The sequence below is a fragment of the Chondromyces apiculatus DSM 436 genome (assembly GCF_000601485.1).
Taxonomy (GTDB): domain Bacteria; phylum Myxococcota_A; class Polyangia; order Polyangiales; family Polyangiaceae; genus Chondromyces; species Chondromyces apiculatus.
Window position 1 is genome coordinate 126,605 of record NZ_ASRX01000025.1, and the last position, 14,073, is coordinate 140,677.

The 14,073-nt window shown below is 70.3% G+C and carries 9 protein-coding genes; 3 read left to right on the forward strand and 6 right to left on the reverse strand.

Translation table 11 applies throughout. The annotated features are described in order from the left end of the window. Positions 1 to 34 precede the first annotated feature (34 nt). From CAP_RS18005 to CAP_RS53720, 5 genes are all read right to left on the reverse strand, one after another. On the reverse strand, positions 35 to 790 hold the full coding sequence (locus tag CAP_RS18005; protein ID WP_044242563.1) for a hypothetical protein: 756 nt from the start codon (positions 788 to 790) through the stop codon (positions 35 to 37). A gap of 257 nt (positions 791 to 1,047) precedes the next feature. Beyond that, positions 1,048 to 3,594, reverse strand: a complete 2,547-nt coding sequence (locus CAP_RS18010; RefSeq protein WP_081864996.1) for a glycogen/starch/alpha-glucan phosphorylase — start codon at positions 3,592 to 3,594, stop codon at positions 1,048 to 1,050. A 115-nt stretch (positions 3,595 to 3,709) separates the two neighbouring features. Continuing rightward, a complete protein-coding gene (locus CAP_RS18015; protein ID WP_197041233.1) occupies positions 3,710 to 5,014 on the reverse strand; it encodes a hypothetical protein in 1,305 nt (434 codons plus the stop codon). Between the two features lie 92 nt (positions 5,015 to 5,106). Beyond that, the gene (locus tag CAP_RS18020) at positions 5,107 to 7,791 is read right to left on the reverse strand and encodes a polysaccharide biosynthesis tyrosine autokinase (protein WP_156040904.1); all 2,685 of its coding nucleotides are present in this window, start codon (positions 7,789 to 7,791) and stop codon (positions 5,107 to 5,109) included. A 117-nt stretch (positions 7,792 to 7,908) separates the two neighbouring features. Then, positions 7,909 to 9,621 carry an O-antigen ligase family protein gene (locus CAP_RS53720; protein ID WP_044242569.1) on the reverse strand — a complete coding sequence of 571 codons (1,713 nt, stop codon included), beginning with the start codon at positions 9,619 to 9,621 and terminating at the stop codon, positions 7,909 to 7,911. A gap of 183 nt (positions 9,622 to 9,804) precedes the next feature. Here CAP_RS53720 and CAP_RS18030 point away from each other — a divergent pair, with 183 nt between their 5' ends. Beyond that, positions 9,805 to 10,428: a polysaccharide biosynthesis/export family protein gene (locus CAP_RS18030; RefSeq protein ID WP_052375453.1), complete on the forward strand. Its 624-nt coding sequence runs from the start codon at positions 9,805 to 9,807 to the stop codon at positions 10,426 to 10,428. A 354-nt stretch (positions 10,429 to 10,782) separates the two neighbouring features. After that, positions 10,783 to 11,625 carry a protein phosphatase 2C domain-containing protein gene (locus CAP_RS18035; protein WP_044242571.1) on the forward strand — a complete coding sequence of 281 codons (843 nt, stop codon included), beginning with the start codon at positions 10,783 to 10,785 and terminating at the stop codon, positions 11,623 to 11,625. An 86-nt stretch (positions 11,626 to 11,711) separates the two neighbouring features. Here CAP_RS18035 and CAP_RS18040 read toward each other — a convergent pair whose 3' ends face one another. Beyond that, positions 11,712 to 12,788 (reverse strand): MJ1255/VC2487 family glycosyltransferase, encoded by a 1,077-nt coding sequence (locus CAP_RS18040; RefSeq protein ID WP_044242572.1) that lies wholly within the window; start codon positions 12,786 to 12,788, stop codon positions 11,712 to 11,714. Between the two features lie 30 nt (positions 12,789 to 12,818). On the opposite strand from CAP_RS18040, the gene CAP_RS18045 reads away from it, so the two are divergent. Continuing rightward, complete coding sequence (locus CAP_RS18045) at positions 12,819 to 13,856, forward strand: hypothetical protein (RefSeq protein ID WP_044242574.1); 1,038 nt, start codon at positions 12,819 to 12,821, stop codon at positions 13,854 to 13,856. The last annotated feature ends 217 nt before the right edge of the window (positions 13,857 to 14,073 follow it).

Consider the following 14,073-nt stretch of genomic DNA (forward strand, 5'->3'; position numbering starts at 1 on the left):
CGTGTGCGGGGGCGGCAGCCACCAGGCAGGACGCTCAGGGGAAGTAGGGAGCGAGTCCGGCCGTGTTCAGGCGCCCCACGACCGCGTGACGCTCTTCCTGGGCATAGAACTTCGAGGCGTTCTCACTACTCCAGGTGTGCCCCACGATCCTGCCGTGAGCGTCCGTGTAGAGGCGCATCGATCCCGCCCCCACCCCCGCGTGGTAGCTCTCCTTGAAGCCGCGGCTGTCGGTCTGGCCATGGCCGTTCTGCGTGGAGTCGATGATGGCGATCTCGTACTGGCTGGTCCCTGCCACGAGGGGCGCAGTCGCGACTCTCGGGACCGGGGCCAGCCGGGCGATCGCGATGTGCCCCGACGCAGACAACCCTTCGGGGTAGGCAATGGCGAGGACATCGCCGGGCTGGATCTGGTGCACCTTGGGGATGACGAACCAGCCATCCTGTGCCTCGATGGCGTCGTGGTACGTCACGGCCCGCGGGCTCCCGCTCCCGAGCCACTGCGCGATGTCACCCGAGGTCATCCCGTAGGCTTGTCGGAACAGGTGGGTGAGCAAGTTGCTGCACTCGGTGCGGTTCTCGAAGCGCGTGGCTCCGCCTTCACCCACCCAGCGCACGTAGCTCGGCTGGGTGCCGTAGGCGTTGTATGCCGGCAGGACGTTGTCGATGAGGAGCTGTGCCCACGCGAGGTGGGCTGACCCGCTGCTCGCCATCGCGGGGCGCGCGGGGAAGAGGACAGCGAAACACGACGCGAGAACGACGATGATCCAGGCGCGACGGTGACGGATGAACATTGCCCGATCTTCTCCTCCGGAGCTGGCGCCCGAGACGCCAGGTGGCCCCTCGCCCGCAGCGCGCAACGCGCGCACGGCCGAAGTGAGCCATTGAGATGATCGGAGTCACGCCGCGTGACGCTGCACCGAAAAGATAATTCACGCAGCCGATGCCCCGGGCGGGGCGCTGCGACGTGCATGCGGAGGCCTCCCGAGCGGGCCTCCGGTGGTCGCGCGAAGCGGTGTGTCCCCGGACCGCTTCGCGTCGTGCATCCGGTTCACATGAGCGACAGGGGCGCGTCGATCTCGATCTCCACGGGCTCGACGCCCCAGATCTCGCGGCCGTACTCGCGGATGGTGCGGTCCGAGGAGAACGTGCCCATCCGCGCGATGTTCAGCGCCGCCTTGCGCGCCCACCCGGAACGGTCCGCGTAGGCCTTCTCCACGTCGCGCTGGCACGCCGCGTAAGCGCTGAAATCGCCGAGCGTGAGGTACGGATCCACCCCGAGGATGGCATCGAGCAGCGGCTGGAACACGCCGCGATCCTCCGGCGAGAAGAACCCCGACGCGATGAGGCTCACCACCTCGCGCAGCACCGGATCCGCCTCACAGGCCGTGATCCCCTTGAAGCGCTCCCGCCGCTTCGCCTCCACCTGATCCGCATCCAGGCCGAACAGGAAGAAGTTCTCCGGCCCCACCGCGTCGCGGATCTCGATGTTCGCCCCATCGAGCGTGCCCACCGTGAGCGCCCCGTTCATGGCGAGCTTCATGTTGCCTGTCCCCGACGCTTCCATGCCGGCCGTCGAGATCTGCTCCGACACGTCGGCGGCGGGGATGATCTTCTCCGCCAGCGAGACCCGGTAGTTCGGCATGAACGCCACCCGCAGCACCTCCTGACGCCGGTCCCCGTTCACCACCTCCGCGACGGCGTGGATGAACTGGATGATGAGCTTCGCCATCCGGTATCCGGGGGCCGCCTTCGCGCCGAAGATGAAGGTGCGCGGCGTCACCGCCTCACCCTGCTTCGACCGCACGTAGAGCGCCACGATGTGCAGCGCGTTGAGGAGCTGCCGCTTGTACTCGTGCAGCCGCTTGATCTGCACATCGAAGATCGAGGCCGGGTCCACCGTGATCGACAGCTCCTCCTGGATGAGCCGCGCGAGCGCCCACTTGTTCTCGAGCTTCACCTCCGCGAGCCGCGCCAGGAACGCCGGATCGTCCGCGCTCGGCTCCAGCCCCCGGAGCTGATCCAGATCGGTGATCCAGTCGATCCCGACCTTCTCCGTGATGAGCTCCGACAGGCCGGGGTTGCACGCGCTCAACCAGCGCCGCGGCGTGACCCCGTTCGTCTTGTTGTTGAAGCGCTCCGGCCAGAGCTCGCTGAAGTCACGGAGCAGCCGCGACCGCACCAGATCCGAGTGCAGCTTCGCGACCCCGTTCACCGAGTGCGACCCCACCACCGCCAGGTGCGCCATCCGTACCAGCCGCTCCGGCCCCTCCTCGATGAGCGACATCCTCCGGACGCGCTCCTCGTCGTAAGGGAATGTGATCTGCACCTCCCGCAGCACCCGCCGGTTGATCTCGTAGATGATCTCCAGGTGCCGCGGCAGGAGCCGCTCGAACAGCGCGACGGGCCAGCGCTCCAGCGCCTCGGGCAGCAAGGTGTGGTTCGTGTACCCGAACGCCCCCACCGTCTGCTCCCAGGCCATCTCCCAGGGGAGGAGGTGCTCGTCGATGAGCACCCGCATCAGCTCCGCGATGGCGATCGCCGGGTGGGTGTCGTTGAGCTGGATGGCCACCTTGTCCTTCAGGATCCGGAAGTCGGCGTGCGTCCTGTTGAAGCGCCCGATGATGTCCGCGATCGAGCAGGCCACGAAGAAGTACTCCTGCCGGAGGCGCAGCTCCTTTCCGGCTTCGAAGTTGTCGTTCGGGTAGAGCACCTTGGAGATCACCTCCGTCTGGTTCTTCTGCTCCACCGCGCGCACGTAGTCGCCCGCGTTGAACAGCCCGAAATCGAAGTCCTGCCCCGCCCGCGACGACCACAGCCGGAGCGAGTTCACCGTGTCCGAGCCGTACCCCGCGATCGGCGTGTCGAAGGGCACCCCGAGCACCTGCTGCTCCGGCCTCCAGATCATCCGGAAGCCGCCTCCCTGCCGGCTGGGCACCCGCTCGGTGACCCCCCCGAACGACACCGGCACCACGTGCTCCGGCCGCTCGATTTCCCACGGATTCCCGAAGCGCAGCCACTCGTCGGCCCGCTCCACCTGACACCCGTCCCGGATCACCTGCTCGAAGATCCCGAACTCGTACCGGATCCCGTAGCCCGTCACTGGCAGGGACAGGGTCGCCGCCGAGTCCAGGAAGCAGGCCGCGAGCCGCCCGAGGCCCCCGTTGCCGAGCCCTGCGTCCGGCTCCACGTCCACGAGCTGCCGCAGGTCCACGCCGATGTCCGCCAGCACCGAGCTGTACGCATCGTGGATCCCGAGCGCCTGCAGGTTGCTCCAGAGCGCCCTGCCGAGCAGGTACTCCGCCGACAGGTAGTAGGCCCGCTTGACGTCCCGCTCGTAGTACGTGCGCTGCGTCTTCGCCCAGCGCTCCACCAGCCGGTCGCGCACCGCGTGGGACAGGGCCACGTACCTGTCGTAGGGCGTGGCCTCCGACAGCTCGTGTGCGCGCGTCAGGTGCAGGTGATCGGCAAAGGCTCGGCGCAGCGCTCGGGGCTGCAGGCCCGTGCGGACGTCGAAAGCGTGCGCTTCGCGGAGCCGCGAGGAGGTCTCGGCGACGTCGGACCCAGCCGGAGGAGGAGAATGCGGAAGGTCGGCCATTTTGCCGACAGCTTACGGGTGCTTGGCGAGCCTTGGTAGAGGGCTAGGGGAGGGGAAAGGGAGGGAGGGGGCGCGGGACGGGAGCTGGAGGAGACGAGACGAACGCCGAGGCCGGTCAGCCGCACTGCCCATCGGGCTGGCAGCGCTGTCCCCGTTCGCACTCCGTATCACTGCAGGTGCAGAACCCCTGGCTGCACGACCCCCCACCTCCTGCGTCGCAATCGTCGTCACCGTTGCAGTGGCATCGCCCGTTGAAGCACCCGAACCCCGAGGGACATGTCCGCCCGCAGGCCCCGCAGCTTCCGGGGTTGTTGCTCAGGTTGGTGCACCCGAGCGGTGCATCGCAGCACGTCATCCCGTTCCCACAGCCATCTCCTCCCATGCACGAGCACGCGCTCGTCGCGCCATCGAGGATGCAGACCTCTCCGGAGCGGCACGCGGTTCCATTGCACGTGCAGGCCCCGCCCGTGCAGGTCCCGGCCGCGGTCCCGTCGCCGTTGCAGTCCCCGTCCACCGTGCACCCGCAGGTCTTCTGGGGGTTCGGCCCGGCCGAGCACGTGAACGCGTCGGCGTTCTCCGGGTTCATGTTGCGGCAGTCATTGATGCAGCTACCGCATTCATCGTTGTCGTTGTCGACCCCGTCCTCGCACCCGTCGTCGAGCGCCGAGGGAGGCGGCTGCGTGCAGTTTCCCCACCCGATCTGACAGGTCGAGTCGCAGAGGCCATCCGAGCAGCTCCGCGACGCCACGTGCTCGCCCGAGCACTCCCGGTCGCACGCCCCGCAGTGGTCCACGTTGTTCGAGAGATCCGACTCGCAGCCATCGTCGGCGCTCGAGATGTCGGGATGCGTGCAGTCCCCGAAGCCGTCCAGGCACGCCGGGACGCACAGCCCGTCCTGGCACTGCGGATCACCCGCGACATGCGCGTCGGAGCAAGGGCGCCCGCACGTCCCGCAGTTCGTCGCGTCCTCGGCGAGGTTCGCCTCGCAGCCGTTCGAGGCGTCGTCGTCGCAGTCCGCGAACCCCGCGGGGCAGTTCGACTGCCCGCAGATCCCGTTCACGCAGGTGGCGGTCCCCGCCTCGGCGCCATCGCACACCCGCCCGCAGACCCCGCAGTTCGTGGTGGTGTTGAGCGACGTCTCGCAGCCGTTCCCGCCGTCGTCCGCGCCGTCGCAGTTCGCGAAGCCCGCGGCGCACGTCCCGATCTCGCACACGTCGCCCACGCAGGCGGCGGTGGCGTTCGGGAACGCGCAGGGGGTGCAGCTCTCGCCGCAGCCGTAGGCCGCGTTCAGCCGGGAGACGCAGCCGCCGTTGCACAGCTTCTCCGTCTCGCCACACGTGGGCGTCGGGAGCGGCTCGAACCGGCCGAAATCCTGGGTACATCCGGCCGGGAGGACCACCACGGCCGCTAGGGTCGCCACCGCGACCGAGATCCACGCACTGAGCCGCATCGAAACGCCTCCGCGCCCCGTAGCAGGGGCGCGGACAGGCTATCACAGCGTTCGTTCCGCGATCAGGCCGTCGCGTCCTGGACCACGGCGACCTTCTTCCGCGCCACGGGCCGCTCGCTCACATCGTTGAGCACCACCCCGAGGATCCGGCGATCCCCGAGCTGAGCGATGGCCCGGGTCAGGCTCGCCCCCCGGGTCAGCGACGAGCGCGCCACCAGCACGATGCCGTCGGCCACGTCCTCGAGCACGTTGGCGTCGCCCGAGCCCAGCACGGCCGGACCGTCGACGATCACGTAGTCGAAGCAACGCCGCAGCGACTGCAGGGCAGCGCCGAAGTGGGGCGAGTTCACCACGTCCGGGTAGCTCTCCCCGAGCGCCGGCTCCGCGAGCACCCACAGCGAGGGCGCGAGCCGCACCACCCCGAGCGGAGCGTTCCCGCCCGCACCATGCCCGACCATGCCCTCCATCCCTTGACGGTGACCCAGCATCCGCTGCCGGATCTGGTACGAAAGGCCCGCATACCCGGGCAGCTTCAGGCCGAGCGTCGAGGCGACTCGGGGGCTCCCCAGGTTCCCGTCCACCAGGATGACCCGCGCGCGCTCCGCCTCGGCGAGCGTCATCGCCAGCCGCGCCGCGAGCGTGGTCTTGCCCTCGGAGGGGCCCGGACTCAGCACCGACACGATCATCCGCCCCTCTCCGCGGTGCCGCTCCAGCCGGTGCCGCAGCACGCGCAGGGAGGCCAGCGCCTGCGGGGGGACGTTGCGCAAGAGCTTCATCGCGTCCTCACCCCCGTGCTCCGCCGCCGGATCGTCGCCGATCTCCTCGACCTCCGGCCCGTGTGGCGTGTTCGCGTCCGGATCGAGCGGCGTCCGCACCCGCGCGAGCGTCGCCTGGGGGACCTTCACGAGCGGCGCCTCGCTCGGCCGGTGCGCTGCCGCGCGCGCCTCTGCTGCCGCCTGCGCGACCTGCGCCTCCGCGGTCGCCCGCGCCGCCGCTTGCTCCCGCGCCTCGGCCACCTTCCGCCGCATCTCCGCGACCTCCAGCGGGCTGCCCCACCGGAGCGTCTGGGTGTGCAGGCGGCTCTCCCCGGGCGCAGCCACCACCTGGGTGTCGGCGTCTTCGTAGTAGTCGTCGTCGTCGTCCTCGACCTCCACCACCTCCGGCACGTCGCGCTCCGGCTCCTGCAGGGGCACCATCGCCCGCACCCGCGGCGGCTCGATGGCAGGGAGCGCGGGCATCGCCGCCAGCACCGGCAGGCTCCCGATCGCGCCCACGTCGGCCTCGTCGTAGATGGTGTCGTTCAGGAGGACCCGCGCCCCCGCGATGCCGAACGCGAACATCAGCGACACCACGACGCCGACCATGAACACCTTGCCGCGCCCCTTGTCGGGCCGCGAGGGCAGGTAGGCCGGATCGAGGATCGCCATCTCGGTCTCGCCCTTGCTCTGCACGGCCTCGGAGACCATGTTCGCGGCCCGCTCGTTCGACTGCGCCGTCTTCAGGTAATCGCGCGCCCGGTCCAGGTTGAGGCGCCGCTTGTGCCACTCGGTCTCGAGCCCCACCACATCCGACATGGCCGACGCTGCCGCCGCCGCCGCCGCCGTGGCCGCGTCGGCCGCCGAGGGCGCAGCGGCCTGCGCGGATCCCTGACGCTCGGCCTGCAGCTTGGCGCGGCGCGCCGCGATCTGCTGGAGCAGCGACGTCCGCTCCCGCTCAAGCGCAGCCTGCTCCTCCGCGCCCAGCGTCGGCGCCCCCGCTGCCGGAGCCGGGACGGCGCGCACCTGCGGGGCACCTTCCGCGCGGGCCAGCTCCTGGCGTGCCGCGTCCACCCGCGCCTGCGCCGTCGCCGCGTCGGGGTGGAGCGGCGTCACCACCCGCAGCTTGTCGGCGAGCGCTGCTTCTGCCGCGGCCACCGCCTGTCGGGCCCTCTGTACATCGGCCGACGTGGCAGGCGCTGCCACCTCAACGCTGCCGGTCCCCGGCGACAGCCGCGCGCCCACCTGGGCGAGCCGCCGCTCCAGGGCCGACAGCTCCGGATCCGAGCTGCGCGACGCCGTGGGCGTCTGGGGCCGCGCGGCGTGCGTCGGCGCCGCCTGGACCTGGGGCGTCGGCGCGTACGGCGAGTCCCCGAGGCCCCACTGGAACTGCGGGTGCTCCGCCAGGAACGACGACAGCGAGCGGCTCGCCTCCTCGACCTGCTTGCTCGCCTCTTCCAGCTCACGCTTCCGGAAGTCGAGCGTCATCTTCGCCGAGGTCATGTTCTCGCGCTGGTAGTCCTCGATGATCAGGTCTGCCAGCCGCGCCGTGACCTGCTGCGCCACGAGCGGATCGTGGTGCGAGAAGGACACCACGTACGAGTCGCTGTCCCGGCCGCGGAACCCGAGGTGGTTCTGCATCTCGGCGACCGCCTCGACCATCGAACGCTCGGTCTTCTCCGGGTAGAGCTTGTACTCCTCAATCACGCTCGACAGCTTCGGCCGCGCGTAGATCATGTCCTTCAGCTTCGGCCCGAGCCGCGCCGCCCGCGTGGCGTTCGGCTGCTGACCGGTCTGGATGGTATCCCGGTAGAGGAGCGTGGTCTCGCTCCGCCAGATCCGCTTCGTGGTGAGCGCCACCCCGAGCGAGATCGCGATGCCGACGATGGCGATGACGGCCGTGGAGCGCCAGTACATCCGCACCCGCCGGAGCAGGCTGATGAGCCGCGACAAGCGTTCGCGGGGTGTGCTGTCTGTACTCAGGAATGCCATGGATCCTCGTGCTGGGACGTGCTCGGTGTCATTTCCGCGCGCCCTGCGCGGCCAGACCAGCGAGAGGGCAAAGGCCGTGCTCAGCGCTCTACCGGCCGCATGCGATCCCGGACACACTCACTTGAAGATGCGGATCCCCAGGTAGATCGCCACGAGGATCCCCATCATCCCCAGGCACACCAGCACGACCTCCGTGAGGGAGATCCGTACCGAGACCCGCTCGTCCTGCCCCTTGGCTGCCCCGTAGAGCGCCGCCGAGGCCCCGATCGCCATGTAGAGGACGTCCTTGTAGCTCCAGGACAGAAAGAAGATGCCGGCGAAGGCCCCGCACAGGCTCACGAACACCGCGGGCGCGAAGCGCTCCACCACGGAGTCCACCCGGTAGTTCCCGAACCAGATCGCGAGGGGCACCTTCGCCGCTGCGTACAGCGTCAGCCCGAACAGGCATGCCCCCACGATGCCCACCTCGGCCGCAGCGAGCAGGTAAGCGTTGTGCGCCGTCAGCCCGATCGAGTTCTCGTACCCGAACTGCCCCGACCCCACGCCGATCCCCTTGGTCCGGCGGATCATCTCGAACCCCTCGCGGAGCAGCTCCACCCGCTCCCCGGAGCTCTCCTCGGCCTCCGCCCCGCTGCGCCCCCCGAGCAGCAGCATGGGCGGCCCCACCAGGCAGCACAGCACCACCCCCCAGGCCCCGATGCGCTTGATGAAGTAGAGCCCGAGCACCACCAGGAAGACGATCACGCCCGTGCGCGACTTCGTCATAACCACCATCACCGCGATGGCGGCGAGCAGCGCCACCACGGGCAGCGCCCGCAGCCCCGCCCCCACCCGGCCGAGCAGCTTGTCGGTGAGGAGGAGCGGCAGCGGCACAGCAGTCGCCATCATGGCTCCCCCGCTCGCCTCGCTCCGCATGGCCATCCAGGCAGGCCTCTCCTGACCTACCCCCGCCTCTTTCCTGGCGAGGCCGTCTGCGGTCCGGCCTTCCTCTCCCCTGTGCGTTCCATCCACACCGGCGCCATCCGTCACACCGGCCACATGGACCGTGCCGGCCGTGCCGACCACCGCATCCTCGCCCGCGCTCCTCGCCGTGGCCTCGGCGCCGTCCTCGCCGCTCCCGCCGCTCCCGCCGCCCTCATTACCTTCGTCGCGCCGCTTGCGCCGCCGCCCCCGGTCCGCCAGCGCGAACGCGAAGGGGATGGTCATCCCCACCATCAGCGCCAGCTCGTTCGGGTCTGCCAGCGACCCCCGGTAGCGCACCCGCCCTCGCACCGTCGACGTGCCGAGTGGCCCTTGACGCTCGCAGCGGTAGCTCGCCTCGGGGTTGGGCGCGTCCTTGTAGCAGTCGTCGTCGAGCGTGCAGGAACGTCCATCCGACCGCAGCTCGCCGGTCCCCATCCAGTCTTCCTCGTCGACCGCCGTCATGCACATCAGCGGCCCGCGCCCCTGCATGATCGCGACGCCAGTCACCAGGACGCCGCACGCCAGGAACGTCACGGCGAACGCCTTGAGCCCCCGCGATGAAGCGCTCCCCACCCCCACCGCCAGCACCACCCCCGCCGCGGTGACGAAGAAGGCCACCCGCTCCGACAGCACGTCGGGGACCTTGATGGCCGTGGTGAGCAGCGCCCACGCGAAAAAGCCGAGCGCAAACGGGATCTGCGGCGCCAGCGCTGGCCTCACCCTGCGCCAGCACACGTCGAAGACGACGAGGACCGCCGCCGCCGCGAACGCGATATAGAGGAGGGGCAGCCCGGCCAGCGCCGGGATGAACTCCTGAGGCTTCAAGATGACGAGCGCGCAGAGCGCGCACACGATCCACGCAGCCATCCATCCGCCACCGGGTGGTCTCCGGTCTCCCTCCCTGCTTCGTTGCCGGAGGGGCGGTCGGGGTTGCTGATGGGCGAAGATCCAAGAAGGCGCGCGCCCTGGGCCTGAGCAGCATCCAAGCAAGGAGAGCGGGCGTGGGCGGAACCACGAGCGCCCGCAGCGATTCCGGAGGAGACAGAGTCCATGACCCGCGCACCTGCCCGAAACACCCCCAAGCCCCGGCCGACCCTCCTCGCCGCCCTGCTTCTTGCGGTCACTGCCGCCACGGGCTGCGGCAGCTCCATGCCCAAGTTCGACTACGACGCCGAGCGCAAGGCCACGAGCAAGTACAGCATCGGCCCCGGCGACATTCTCGAGGTGCGCGCCTGGAGCCAGGAAGCCTTGAACCAGCGCACGACGGTGCGCCCCGACGGGTTCATCACCGTCCCCCTGGTCGGCGAGGTCCTCGCCGCAGGCCGGACGGCCCTCGACATCGGCGCGGAGATCGGCAAGCGCGCCGAGAAGTACTACACGCAGAAGCCCGTGGTCAGCGTCGAGGTCGCCGAGCTTCACAGCTACCGGGTCTACGTGGTCGGCGAGGTCGCCCGGCCCGGCGAGTTCACCCCCACCGCCCAGGTGACCGTGCTCCAGGCCATCGCCCTCGCCGGCGGCTTCAGCCGCTTCGCCGACCCCGACGACATCGTCATCGTGCGCCGCGACGCCTTCGGCGAGCGCCGCATCCCGTTCCCCTACACCCACGTGGTCGACGAGGGCCAGCTCCGCGCCAACCTCCCCCTCCAATCAAACGACACCGTCGTCGTCCCCTAGGTACTGCGTAGTACTGCGTAGTACTGCGTACCCTGGAGCAGGGGCCTTGCGGCCCCTACGCTCCCGCTGGTCGGTACTGCGTACCCTGGAGCAGGGGCCTGCGGCCCCTACGCTCCCGCTGGTCGCTACCCCCGATACTTCGCTCGAACGCCGAGCCGAGGACCCGGGACGAACTCAAGGTACGCAGGACGAGCGCGCTCCGTAGTGCCCCCGCGGCGACGGGCTCTCAACCCTGTCACGCCTGGTACCCCGGCACGCCAACACGCCCTGCCGGCGGCCGCGTCCTGTCTTTCGTGCAAGCTCACCGACAACCCAGTTCCCGACCGTGCCATCGGTCGTCTAAGCTCCCTCCCGATGCGTGCCATCGCGGCGGGGCTGTCGGATGTCGGCAGGGCACGGCTCCACAACGAGGACCGCTTCCTGCTCTTGCCCGAGTACAACGTGTTCCTCGTGGCGGACGGCATGGGAGGCCACAAGTCCGGCGAGGTCGCGAGCCGCATGGCCGCGAGCGCCGTGGCCCGCTACTTCCGCGGTGACCCCGCGCGCCCCGGCGACTCGGGCAGCGTGAGCGGCTCGAACGGTGCCAGCGGAGCCAACGGCGCCGACGGCGCCACCGGCGACCGCCTCGCCGCCGCCATCCTCGAGGCCAACGCCCGCATCTTCGCCCGCGCCGGTGACTCCCGCGCCCACCGCGGCATGGGCACCACCGTCGTCGCCGCCGCCTTCTCGCCCGACGAGCAGCGCCTGCACGTGGTCCACGCCGGTGACAGCCGCTGCTACCTCCTGCGCGAAGGCGCGCTCCGCCAGATCACCCGCGACCACTCCCTCCTCGAAGACGCCCTCCGCGAGCGCCCCGACCTGACTGCCCAGGATCTGGCCTACCTCCCCCGCAACGTCATCACCCGCGCCCTCGGCATCTCCGCCACGCTCGCGCCCGACGCCTGCGCCGAGTCCACCCGCCCCGGCGACGTCTTCATCCTCTGCTCCGACGGCCTCCACGGCCTGCTCGACGACACCGACGTCACCCGCATCGTCCTCGAACAGCCCGTGCTCACCGAGGCCTGCGCGCTCCTCGTCGCCCTCGCCAACGAGCGCGGCGGCCGCGACAACATCACCGTCGTCCTCATCCGCATCGAGGACGACAGCCCCTGGCCCCCTTCAGCGTCCCCCCCAGGCAGCACCCGATCAGAGCGCTGACGCGGCGCTGACGCGCCCACGTGCTCACGCGGCGCTGACGTGCTCACGTGGCGCCGACGCGAGAAGCGCCGCCCGGCGCCGCCTCGCTACAGAACGCCGCCCGCCGCGCGATCGAGCAGCCCATCGAGCTGCGAGAACAGCGCCTTGTTCCCGTCCTGCGCATAACCCGCGAGCTTCTCCTCGCAGCCCGGGATCGCCGCCACGAAACGCGCGATCACCGCCGGATCGTCGAGCGCCTCCGCGTACTGCCCGTACCCCTCGCGCTCCAGGTAGCGCGCGTTGATCATCTGCTCGAACTGCCGCCCGAGCGGCACCGCCAGCATCGGCTTGCGCAGGTACACCGCCTCTCCCATCAGCGTGAACCCGCCGCCCGCGATCACCGCGCGGCACGACGCCAGATCGTCCACGAAGCCCTCCTCGCTGAACGGCATGTAGCGCAGGTTCCCCTCCACCTGCGGCTCGGTGATCCCCCGCCGCATCCCGTAGATCCGGCACTCGATCCCCGTCTTCTCCAGGGTATCGAGCAGCGCCCCGTATCCCTCTGCCGTCTGGTACACGAGCAGGTGCTCCCCGGGCCGACGGTTGGCCGCGAGCACCTCTGGCCGCAGGATCGGCGGCACCAGCGTGGTGCGCTCCTTGCGCACCGGCGGGTAGAAGAACGTCGTGACCAGGTAGTGATCGCAGAACGGCAGCTTGCTCTTCACGAACGCCTTCGTGATCTTGAAATCCGCCTCGTGACCCGCATAGATCTCGGGCTCGTGCGCGCACCGGTTGATGATCTGCATGTTGTCGATGGACACGATGGGCAGCCGGTGCGCCTTTGCGTACAGGTACGTCCACGACTCGAAGTCGCTGATCACCATCTCGGGCTTGAAGTCCTTGATCAGCTCGAAGTACGCCGCGATGTTCTCGGGCACCCCCGTCGTCCCCGCGAGCACGTTCGACCACAGCGTCTTGCCGCGCCGGACCCGGTTCTCCGTGTAGATCATGTGCAGCCCGTGGATCCGGTTCACCCCCTCGAACCGCTTGGCGAGGAACTCCGTCGCCCTCCCCGAGGCCATCACCTCGATCTCGTGCCCCTCGTCGAGCAGGTGCTCCAGCACCACCCGCGACCGCATCGCGTGCCCCATCCCCTCGCCCACGACGCCGTAAAGGATCTTCATGCCCCCCGAGCTTAGTACGGAGCCCCAGCGATGAGGAGACGGCGCATCTGGAGCGAGCTCTTGCCCCTCTCCGAGGTGGGCTCACCGCCCGTCCTTCGCCTCCTCGCGCGCCACGGCCTGGAGCTCTCCATCGCGGTGCGCCCCGAGACCCTCCCCGATCTCCCCCGCCTCTGCCGCGCCGCCGCCACGGCCGACGTCCCCGTCGCCGTCTGGCCGATGATCGCCGACCACGCCGGCCGCTGGGCCAGCGCCCCGAACGCCTCCGAGTTCCGCGCCTTCATCGACGAGCTGCTCGCACGCCTCACCGAGGAGGTGGTCCCCCCCCGCGAGGTCATCCTCGACCTGGAGCCCCCCATGCCCCTCGTCCAGCGCGCCCTCTCCGGCCCCCGCGGCCTCGTCTCTCTCCTCCGTGGCAGCGCCGCGACCTGGTCTCCTCCGCCCCCCCACCTCTCGCACCCTCCCGACCTCTCGCACCCTCCCCACCCCCTGCCGCCTCCCGACGCTGCCCCTCACACCCTCTACCGCGCCCTCGTCGACCACCTCATCGCGCGTGACATCCACCCCACCGCCGCCATCGTCCCCCTCCTGCTCCGCGACGGCCCCACGCGCTCCTGGGAGCGCGTCCTCGCCACGCCCCTGAGCGGCATCGGCTACCGGAGCATCCACGCCATGCTCTACACCTCCATGCTGGAAGGCTGGTCTCGCGGCCTCCTCCGCCGCCTCGATGCCCTCTCCCTCCTCGCCGCCCTGTGCCGCGACGCGCGCACCCGCTTCGGCGATGCCGCGGGCGCCTCCCTCGGCGTCGTCGGCACCGGCGCCCTCGGCGACGAGCCCACCTACGGCGACGTCGACGAGCTACGCCAGGACGTCGCCACCGCCCGCGCCTCCGGCATCGACGACCTCGCCCTCTTCGACCTCGGCGGCGTCCTCACCCGCTCCCCCCCCGAGCGCTGGCTCCGCGCCTTCGTCACCACCCCAGCCGCCCAGGGCCCCCCGCTCTCCCTCACCCCCCGCGCCCGCCGCGCCCTCACCACCCTCGACCTCATCGCCTCGTACTGCGTACCCTGAAGCAGGGGCCTGTCGGCCCCTGAATTGCCGTACGCAGCAGGGTAGCGACCATCGGGAGCGTAGGGACCGAAGGTCCCTGAATTGCCGTACGCAGTGCTACGCAGTACCTAGAGACCTGACCAGTTAAGCCGCAAGCAAGAGCTGCTGGTCAACTACCGCCACGTTGCTGAGCGCGGCGTGGCGTCGCAGGTCGAACAGGTTTTTGCGGGTGTTTCGA